Origin of the sequence: Oceanisphaera sp., from assembly GCF_048268965.1 — a bacterium.
Lineage (GTDB): Bacteria > Pseudomonadota > Gammaproteobacteria > Enterobacterales > Aeromonadaceae > Oceanimonas.
The window spans coordinates 244,605-253,245 of the sequence record NZ_JBLWUK010000001.1 but is presented as its reverse complement, the minus strand read 5'-3'; the positions used below and the strand labels follow the sequence as shown (position 1 = coordinate 253,245).

Genomic DNA, 8,641 nt, shown 5'->3' with positions numbered 1-8,641 from the left:
TGACTGGTTATGCTCGAAGTTACCGGATATTGCTCGGTATTTGTGGGCGCATAGGATACGCTGGCTGGGTGGATGAGACCAATTCATATTATGCATTCAGTACATTCATGTATGCAGATTATTCATGCAGATCATGGCTTATCGTTAACCGCTCGAGCGGGTGGAGGACAGCCTTGTTACCTGGCGGTCTGCAGGAGTAGAATCCGACTTTATTATTTATGGCCTGCCTTTTGTAGCATGCCAGTGGAGTGATTGTGGAATTTGAATTTTTTCGCGACCTTAATGGTCATCATCGTGCCCGGTTCAGCATGGGCCACGAAGTGATGGGGCAGTGGCTGACCGACGAAATCAGTCCGGCGGAAGCGACTGAGCTGCTGTCTGTGATGAAAGCGCTGGCAGCCGGTGAATTACCTGAATTCAAGAAAAGTTACGCCGAATGCTCCTTGCTGTTAACGGCAGAAGAAGCGGAGCTGAGCGCTCATGCCCTGGCGTTTGATAGTGACGGTCTTGAAGATGGCATGGCGTATTACGATGACGAGCACTACGCCGGCTGCGGACTGGATGATCTGGCCCGGGTACTGGAACAATGGCTAGATTTCTGCAGCAACCGTTAATTCGTCAGGCGTGAGGAGGGAAGAGTAAGGCGTCAAATACGTCAGTACCGATTTTTGCACCTCACGCTTTACTCCTTACGCCTAGTCTTACAGCTTTACTTTCCCTCTTCCGCTTTTGATTTTTCCACGATGGGTCTTGCTGTCGGCGCGCTTGCGCCTGGCGGCTTTGCTCGGCTGGGTAGCTCGGCGCACCTTGACCGGTTTGCCGGCTTGCTGCAACAGCGCGGTCAAGGCTTCTTTGGCGGTTTCCTTGTTCATCAGCTGGCTGCGATGACTCTCGACACGGATCATGATCCAGCCCGACTCCAGTATGCGGTTGTCTCTCATCTTGCCCAGCGCCAGCTTGTAACTGTCTGGCAGGCTGGGGCTGTTGGCGTAGTCGAAGCGCAGCTGCACCGCAGAGTCGGTCTTGTTCACATGCTGGCCGCCGGGGCCGCTGGCACGCATGGTGATAAATTCCAGTTCCTGCTCGGGGATCTGTACCCGGGCCGAGAGAGATAACATGGTGACTCCATTGCACTCTGTTGGTGCTTTTAGTGTATCGACTGCACCAATATCATATCACGCCCCCCTCACTCCACCGCAGAATCAATGTAACAGACTGATAATAAAGCTATAAAAAGTTGGCGTGCCGTTTGCTTGTTGTTAATGACCACCACAGTCGTGCTGGTCAACAAGGAGGCTCACCATGAAAATGATTTGCGCCATTATCAAACCCTTCAAACTCGACGATGTGCGTTTAGCGCTGGCCAAGGCGGGAGTTCACGGCATGACGGTGACCGAAGTCAAAGGCTTTGGGCGTCAGAAAGGACATACGGAATTGTATCGTGGAGCCGAATACACGGTAGATTTTCTGCCCAAGATCAAGCTCGAGATTGCCGTTCAGAGCGGCCAGGTAGAGCAGGTGGTCGAGGCGATTACCGAAACCGCCTACACCGGCAAGATCGGCGACGGCAAGATTTTTGTTTATGACCTTCAGCAAACCGTGCGCATTCGTACCGGCGAGCAGGACATGGAAGCCATTTAAGCGAGGGATAGCCAATGGATACCTTAACCGAAATCAAATTCGCTCTGGATACCTTTTACTTTCTGATATCCGGTGTACTGGTCATGTGGATGGCGGCCGGTTTTGCCATGCTGGAAGCGGGTCTGGTACGCGCCAAGAACACCACCGAAATACTCACCAAGAACGTGCTGCTGTTTGCGATCGCCTGCACCATGTATCTGCTGGTGGGCTATCACCTCATGTATCTGAACAACCCGGCCGGCGGCTGGTTGCCAAGCCTGGGTGGCTTGATAGGCCAGGTGGAGGCGGGAGCCGACCATGCGCTGGAGGCCGACTTTTTCTTTCAGGTGGTGTTTGTAGCCACTGCCATGTCCATAGTGTCCGGTGCCGTGGCCGAGCGCATGAAGCTGTGGGGCTTTCTGGCATTTAGTCTGGTCATGACCGGCTTTATTTACCCGATTGAAGGTTACTGGACCTGGGGCGGTGGCTTTCTGTCGGAGTGGGGGTTCGTTGATTTTGCCGGTTCCGGTATCGTCCATCTGGCGGGCGCCTCAGCGGCACTGGCCGGTGTCTTGCTGCTCGGAGCCCGCAAGGGCAAGTACGGTAAAAACGGCGAGATCCACCCCATTCCCGGATCCAACATGCCCCTGGCAACCCTGGGCACCTTTATTCTGTGGATGGGCTGGTTCGGATTTAACGGGGGGTCGCAGTTACTGTTGTCCGATGTTGAAAATGCCACCGCGGTGGCGGGGATCTTCGTCAATACCAATGCGGCTGCGGCCACCGGGGCCATCGGCGCCCTGGTGGTGACCAAGCTGACCTGGGGCAAGGCGGATCTCACCATGATCCTCAACGGCGCTCTGGCAGGCCTGGTGGCCATTACCGCCGACCCCTTGTCTCCCAGCCCGTTGTGGGCCGCCGGCATCGGGCTGTTGGCGGGCATGCTGGTGGTGTATGCCATAGTGGTGCTGGACAAGCTGCGCATTGATGATCCTGTGGGAGCCATTTCGGTGCACGGAGTCTGCGGTATGCTGGGGCTCTTGCTGGTCCCCGTGACCCACCCCGACGCCACGTTGTGGGTGCAGCTGGTCGGCATACTGGTGATTGGTGGTTGGGTATTTGGTGCCAGCTGGCTGGTCTGGTATCTGCTTAAACGCACCATGGGCATCAGGGTGACCGAAGAAGACGAACTGTCGGGTATGGACAGGATAGATTGTGGTATAGACGCCTATCCCGAGTTTGTGACCCTGAAGCGCAGTTGAATGCCGCAACCGGCTACAGCGTTTCGCGAAATAAGGGAGGCCATGGAGCCTCCTTTTTTCATTTTTAGTGCGCCAGCGCAAAGACAGGGCGCGATAAAACCGGCAGCATATTGGTCGGCTGATTGCAGATGAAAACTTTTATCATTTCGATGTGAGTTACTGGTTGATTCTCAATGATGTATAAGTATACTGCTGAATGTAAATTGTTCTCACTCAACAAAATGGACCATGATGATGTCTAACAAACTATTCTTGTCTGCAGCTGCATTGGTGGTATCGAGCGTTGCCAGCCAGGCTTTTGCCGAAGAAGTCAACGTTTACTCCAATCGCCAGGATTTTTTAATCAAGCCGATTATCGATACTTTCAGCAAGGAAACCGGTATCGACGTTAACGTGGTATTCATGAAAGATGGCATGGGCGAGCGCCTGGAGCGTGAAGGTCGCCTGTCGCCAGCAGACTTGATATTGACGGTTGATGTGAGTCGCTTGATGGACGTGGTTGACAAGGACCTGACCCAAGCGGTTGAGAGCAAGATTCTGGAAGAAAGCATTCCTGCCCAGTATCGTGATGCCGATGGCAAATGGTTTGCCGTAACCACGCGCGCGCGTGCTATCTATACCTCAAAGGATCGAGTGGGCAAGCGCGAAGACATTACCTATGAAGAGCTGGCCGATCCCAAGTACAAGGGAAAAATTTGTACTCGCAGCGGCAAACATCCCTATAATGTGGCGCTGACTGCCTCCATGATTGATGAGCATGGAGTAGAATACACCAAAACCTGGCTCGAAGGCCTAAAGGCCAACCTGGCGCAAAAGCCGCAAGGTGGCGACCGCGACCAGATTAAGGCCATTAAAGACGGTGTATGTGATTATGCTCTGGGCAACAGCTACTACTACGGCGTGATGCTGAGCGACGACAAGCAGCGTGAAGCAGCGGAAGCCGTTTACATCAACTTCCCCAATCAGGAAGATCGTGGCACCCACGTGAATATATCTGCAGTAGCGCTTGCCAAACATGCCAAGAATAAAGACGCCGCCGTTAAGCTGATGGAATTTCTGGCCGCTGACGAAGCACAGCACCTGTACTCGTCCGTTAACCATGAGTATCCCGTCAAGCCTGGCGTAGAGCCATCGGATTTGGTGAAAAGCTGGGGGGATTTCGACGCCGACAAACGCCCGCTGGTTAATGTAGCAAAACATGCTAAAACCGCAGTGCAATTGGTAGACGAAGTTCAATACGACCTTTAAAAAGGCGGGGGCGAGGCCCCCGTTTTGAGTTGTCAATGAAACGATCAGGTTGGACGGTCAGCAGCTGGGCACTCGCCTTGTTGCTGACTTTGCCTATTACGGCACTTATATACGAGGCACTGTTACCCACAGAAGATATCTTTCATCATCTGTGGGGCACAGTGCTGCCTACCTATATCGGCAATACCTTTTGGCTGGTGTTGCTGGTGATGTCTTTCAGCCTGTTATGCGGAGTGCCCGCCGCCTGGCTGATGGCCATGTGTGAATTGCCCGGTAAACGCTGGCTGCAGTGGGCCCTGATCCTGCCGCTCGCCATGCCTTCCTACATAGTCGCCTTTGTTTATACCGACCTGCTGGATTTCTCCGGGCCGGTGCAAGCCGGCCTGCGCCAGTGGTTTGGCTGGCAGTCTGCCACCGATTATTACTTTCCAGCCATTCGTAGCCTGGGTGGTGCGGCGCTCGTGCTGGGACTGGTGCTTTACCCCTATGTGTATCTGCTGGCGCGCACCGCCTTTATGGAGCAATCCACCAGCCTTATTCAGTCTAGCCGGCTGCTGGGCTGCACGCCCTGGCAAAGCTTCAAGAAGGTCAGCCTGCCACTGGCTCGCCCCTCCATTGCCGTGGGTATGTCTTTGGTGGCCATGGAAACCCTGGCCGAGTTTGGTACCGTGAACTTTTTTGCGGTCAATACCCTGACCACGGCGGTCTATGATACCTGGCTGGGCTACGGCAGCCTGAATGCCGCCGCCAAAATATCCGCCATCATGCTGTTGGTGGTGATGCTGCTGTTGAGCCTGGAGCGCATGAGTCGCAAGCGCCAGCAAGTGTTTCAAAAAAGCATGGGACACGAGCAGCACGCCGGTTACCGTTTAACGGGGGTGGCCAAGTGGGGCGCACTGCTCTTTTGCTGGTCCTTGGTGATGCTGGGCTTCTTGCTGCCTTTTGTCATCCTCTGCTACCACGCCGTGCATTACTTTGACCAGGCCTGGAACAGCCGATTTTTTGAATACAGTTTCAACAGTCTGTGGTTGTCGACCCTGGTGGCGGGAGTGGCACTGATGGTCGGCCTGTTGCTGGGAATGACCCATAGACTGACGGGAAAAGTGTATTCCGTGGTGCCAATGCGACTGGCGTCCATGGGCTATGCCTTGCCGGGAACAGTACTGGCCATTGGCGTGCTGGTGCCGTTAACCAGCCTCGATTTTGCCATTAATGACGCGGCGGTGTGGCTGGGCGTCACCGAGCCGGGGTTGCTGTTTACCGGCACCATGACCGCCATTGCCTTTGGTTATCTGGTGCGCTTTGGTGCCATGGCCATCGGCTCGGTTGAAAGTAGTCTGGGCAAGGTATCGCCGTCCCTCGACATGGTCACACAAACCATGGGTTATGGCCCCGGCGCCATGATGATGAAGGTACACATGCCGCTGATCCGCAAGGGGATGCTGGCTGGCGCCTTGCTGGTGTTTATCGAATGCATGAAAGAGCTGCCGGCGGCTCTCTTGCTACGGCCTTTCAACTTTCAGACGCTGGCCACTTATGTATATCAGTTTGTATCCGACGAGCAATTGGAATTGGGGGCCTTGCCCGCGATTGTGATTGTACTGGTTGGCTTGATACCGCTGATTTTCTTGAACCGATCATTGGAGCAACACCACTGATGGCGGCATTAGACGTAAAAAAGCTGTGCTGTAGCTATAACGGCAAGGCAGTACTGGACAACCTTTCGTTGCGGGTCGAAGAGAACGAAATCATGTGCCTGCTGGGGGCCAGCGGGTGCGGTAAAACCACCTTGCTCAAGGCCATTGCCGGGCTGCTGCCCGTCGCACGGGGCGAGATCAGGATTCACGGCCAGCAAATGAACGGTAACGGCCTTGCCGTGGTCCCGGAGCGGCGCAACATCGGCATGATCTTTCAGGATTACGCACTGTTTCCGCATTTAAACGTGGCCAGAAACGTGGCCTTTGGCCTGCAGTGCAAAGAAAGCAACAAGGCGGTCATTTGCAAGCGGGTTGCCGAGGTGCTGGCGCTGGTAAACCTGGCGGATTTGGGAGAGCGTTATCCCCATCAATTATCCGGTGGCCAGCAGCAAAGGGTCGCCATCGCACGGGCCATGATTGGCAAGCCGCAGCTCATGCTGCTGGACGAGCCGTTTTCCAACATAGATACCCAGGTGCGGATGCGCTTGATCAGCGAGATCCGCGAACTGCTGAAAGGGCAGGGCATCAGCGCCATCTTCGTGACCCACAGTAAAGAAGAGGCGTTCGCCTTTTCCGACCGGCTGGCACTCTTTCGCAGCGGCCACATCGAGCAGGTGGGACGCCCCCAGGTGTTGTATCAGCAGCCAGAAAACCGTTTCGTTGCCGACTTTCTCGGTTTGGCAAACTATGTGCCCGCCACCGTCATCGACAGCCAGACCTTGTTGACGCCCATGGGAACGATAGCCAGTCAGTCGGTGTTGAATGCGGACGCCGGCACCAGTGGCCAGCTCATGCTGCGGCCACGGCAAATTCAGCTGTCATTGACCGAGCAGGGCAATGGCCGTGTGGTCGAGCAACAGTTCCTGGGCACACACACCCGTTGTGTGGTGGAGTGCCAGAACCTGCGTCTGGAGGTCAGCACCAACGAGCCACTGCCAGCCGTGAGTCAGGTGCACGTAAAAGTCCTGCCCCATGCGCTGACCTTTTTCCCCGAGCATCAGGGACAAAGAGCCGTCGCGTAATGCCGAAAGGCGGTTGCGGGACAGCCACCTCCGACTCGCAGCTGGCTGAAACGAGTCGTCACGGCGAGGCAAGCTCGCCCCGTGCAGGCTCAAACACCTGGCGCTCTGTCAGGTGCTGGTCGGCTGAGGCGATCCCGGGCGCCTCTTTTTAGGCTGCGAATCTGCGCTGAGCACCACTGACAGGCAACGCCGCCGCACGCTCGTTTTTTTCCTCTTCGCTGCTCACAAGTTAACTTTCACGGGGTATACTGGCTTCATCTGGATTAACAAGAGAGTGAGCCATGACTGCACAAGCCGGCATTTGCGCCGAACCCAATCTGCACGCCCATTACTTATTGTTTGATATCCTGCCCGGTCACCATGCCGGTGTCGTAGACGCCCTCGCTCAGGTGCCGGCCTTGTGGCAGAGCCTGCAACAGCAATACCTGGATGCGCGCTTTTCGGGGCTGGTTGCCATTGGTCACCAAGCCTGGGATGACCTGTATCCTGACGCGCGACCCTCCGAGCTCTGTGCCTTTCCTGCCCAGCAGCAAGGCCAGCGAGTGGCACCGGAAACCCCCTTCGATCTCTTCTTTCAGCTGCGAGCCGACCGGCTCGATGTGGCCTATATCGCGGTGCAGAAAGTGATGGCCCTGCTGGCGGGCAAGGTGGAACTAAAGGACGAGCGTCAGGGCTTTCGTTATCTAGATTGTCGAGACATGACCGGTTTTGTGGACGGCACCGAAAACCCCCAAGGGGAAGACAGAGCCGGGGTAGCTCTGGTGGCAGAGGGCCGCTTTGCCGGCGGCAGTTATGTACATGTGCAGCGCTATCGCCACAAGCTGGCACGCTGGGAAAAACTGGCCATCAAAACCCAGGAAGAAGTGTACGGCCGTACCAAAGCCGACAATATCGAGTATGAATCCGCACAAAAGGCACCGACTGCGCACACCAAAAGAACCAGCCTGAAAGATGCGGCAGGCAACAGCATGGAAATATTGCGCCAAAGCATGCCCTGGGGCACGGCGAACGTCCAGGGGCTGGTGTTTATTTCGTGCTGCAACACACCGCTGCACTTTACGCGCATGCTGGAGAGTATGTATCAACCCGATGAGCAAGGGCACTTCGATCACTTGACCCTGTTCACCCAGGCCGAAACGGGTGCCGCCTTTTTTGCCCCCGCAGAAGACTGGCTCAGCAGCAAAGGCGACCTGTAAGTGAAGCGAGAGGAGTAAGGCGAGAGGAGCCATCACCTCACTCGCCACTCCTGTCGCCTCACTTTTTAGACGTATTGCTCAAACAGCTCGAGTACGCTTTGGTACAGGGTGGTAATGGGGGTGTCGTGGGTGGGGGTAATAAAAATGGTATCGTCACCCGCTATGGTGCCCAGAATGCCTTCTGCCTTGCCCAGGGAGTCCAGCATGCGGGCAATCAGCTGGGCCGCCCCCGGGCTGGTATGAATGACGATCAGCGCACTGTTGTGGCCCACGTCCAGCACCAGGTTTTTTAGCTGGCTGCTGCTGGTGGGCACGCCCAGCTCTATGGGCAGGCAGTACACCATTTCCATTTTGGCGTTGCGGGTGCGCACGGCGCCAAACTTGCTCAGCATGCGTGAGACTTTCGACTGGTTGATATTATTAAACCCCGCCTCCTGCAGCGCAGTGACTATTTCGGCTTGTGAGCCAAAACGTTCCTCGTTGAGCAGAGCCTTAAATGCCTTGACCAGTTGTTCTTGCTTTTCGTTCATAGTGTGCAGCCGAGTGAGCATGGTTGAATGAGGCATATTGTCTATCCACCATGGCTTTTTATCAAG

General features: G+C 55.5%; 9 protein-coding genes. 7 read left to right on the top strand and 2 right to left on the bottom strand.

Annotated features, from left to right (window positions below; all coding sequences use genetic code 11):
- The first annotated feature begins 254 nt into the window (after positions 1–254).
- Positions 255–614 carry a YacL family protein gene (locus ACN0VL_RS01130; protein WP_417614273.1) on the top strand — a complete coding sequence of 120 codons (360 nt, stop codon included), beginning with the start codon at positions 255–257 and terminating at the stop codon, positions 612–614.
- 87 nt (positions 615–701) lie between these two features.
- On the opposite strand, the gene arfB is transcribed toward ACN0VL_RS01130, so the two are convergent.
- A complete protein-coding gene (gene arfB, locus ACN0VL_RS01125; protein WP_417614271.1) occupies positions 702–1,118 on the bottom strand; it encodes an alternative ribosome rescue aminoacyl-tRNA hydrolase ArfB in 417 nt (138 codons plus the stop codon).
- Between the two features lie 184 nt (positions 1,119–1,302).
- Between arfB and ACN0VL_RS01120 the strand changes: the two genes are divergently transcribed.
- The 6 genes from ACN0VL_RS01120 (at position 1,303) to ACN0VL_RS01095 (ending at position 8,045) form a co-directional block, all read left to right on the top strand.
- Positions 1,303–1,641: a P-II family nitrogen regulator gene (locus ACN0VL_RS01120; protein ID WP_417614269.1), complete on the top strand. Its 339-nt coding sequence runs from the start codon at positions 1,303–1,305 to the stop codon at positions 1,639–1,641.
- A 14-nt stretch (positions 1,642–1,655) separates the two neighbouring features.
- Complete coding sequence (locus tag ACN0VL_RS01115; protein ID WP_417614267.1) at positions 1,656–2,882, top strand: ammonium transporter; 1,227 nt, start codon at positions 1,656–1,658, stop codon at positions 2,880–2,882.
- A gap of 231 nt (positions 2,883–3,113) precedes the next feature.
- The gene (locus ACN0VL_RS01110; RefSeq protein ID WP_417614317.1) at positions 3,114–4,130 is read left to right on the top strand and encodes a Fe(3+) ABC transporter substrate-binding protein; all 1,017 of its coding nucleotides are present in this window, start codon (positions 3,114–3,116) and stop codon (positions 4,128–4,130) included.
- 35 nt (positions 4,131–4,165) lie between these two features.
- Positions 4,166–5,788 (top strand): ABC transporter permease, encoded by a 1,623-nt coding sequence (locus tag ACN0VL_RS01105; RefSeq protein ID WP_417614265.1) that lies wholly within the window; start codon positions 4,166–4,168, stop codon positions 5,786–5,788.
- Positions 5,788–6,849: an ABC transporter ATP-binding protein gene (locus tag ACN0VL_RS01100; protein WP_417614263.1), complete on the top strand. Its 1,062-nt coding sequence runs from the start codon at positions 5,788–5,790 to the stop codon at positions 6,847–6,849. The genes ACN0VL_RS01105 and ACN0VL_RS01100 overlap by 1 nt, the downstream gene beginning before the upstream one ends.
- Positions 6,850–7,130: 281 nt before the next feature.
- Positions 7,131–8,045 carry a Dyp-type peroxidase gene (locus ACN0VL_RS01095; protein ID WP_417614261.1) on the top strand — a complete coding sequence of 305 codons (915 nt, stop codon included), beginning with the start codon at positions 7,131–7,133 and terminating at the stop codon, positions 8,043–8,045.
- Between the two features lie 65 nt (positions 8,046–8,110).
- On the opposite strand, the gene argR is transcribed toward ACN0VL_RS01095, so the two are convergent.
- Positions 8,111–8,575 carry a transcriptional regulator ArgR gene (argR, locus tag ACN0VL_RS01090; RefSeq protein ID WP_417614259.1) on the bottom strand — a complete coding sequence of 155 codons (465 nt, stop codon included), beginning with the start codon at positions 8,573–8,575 and terminating at the stop codon, positions 8,111–8,113.
- Positions 8,576–8,641: the final 66 nt, after the last annotated feature.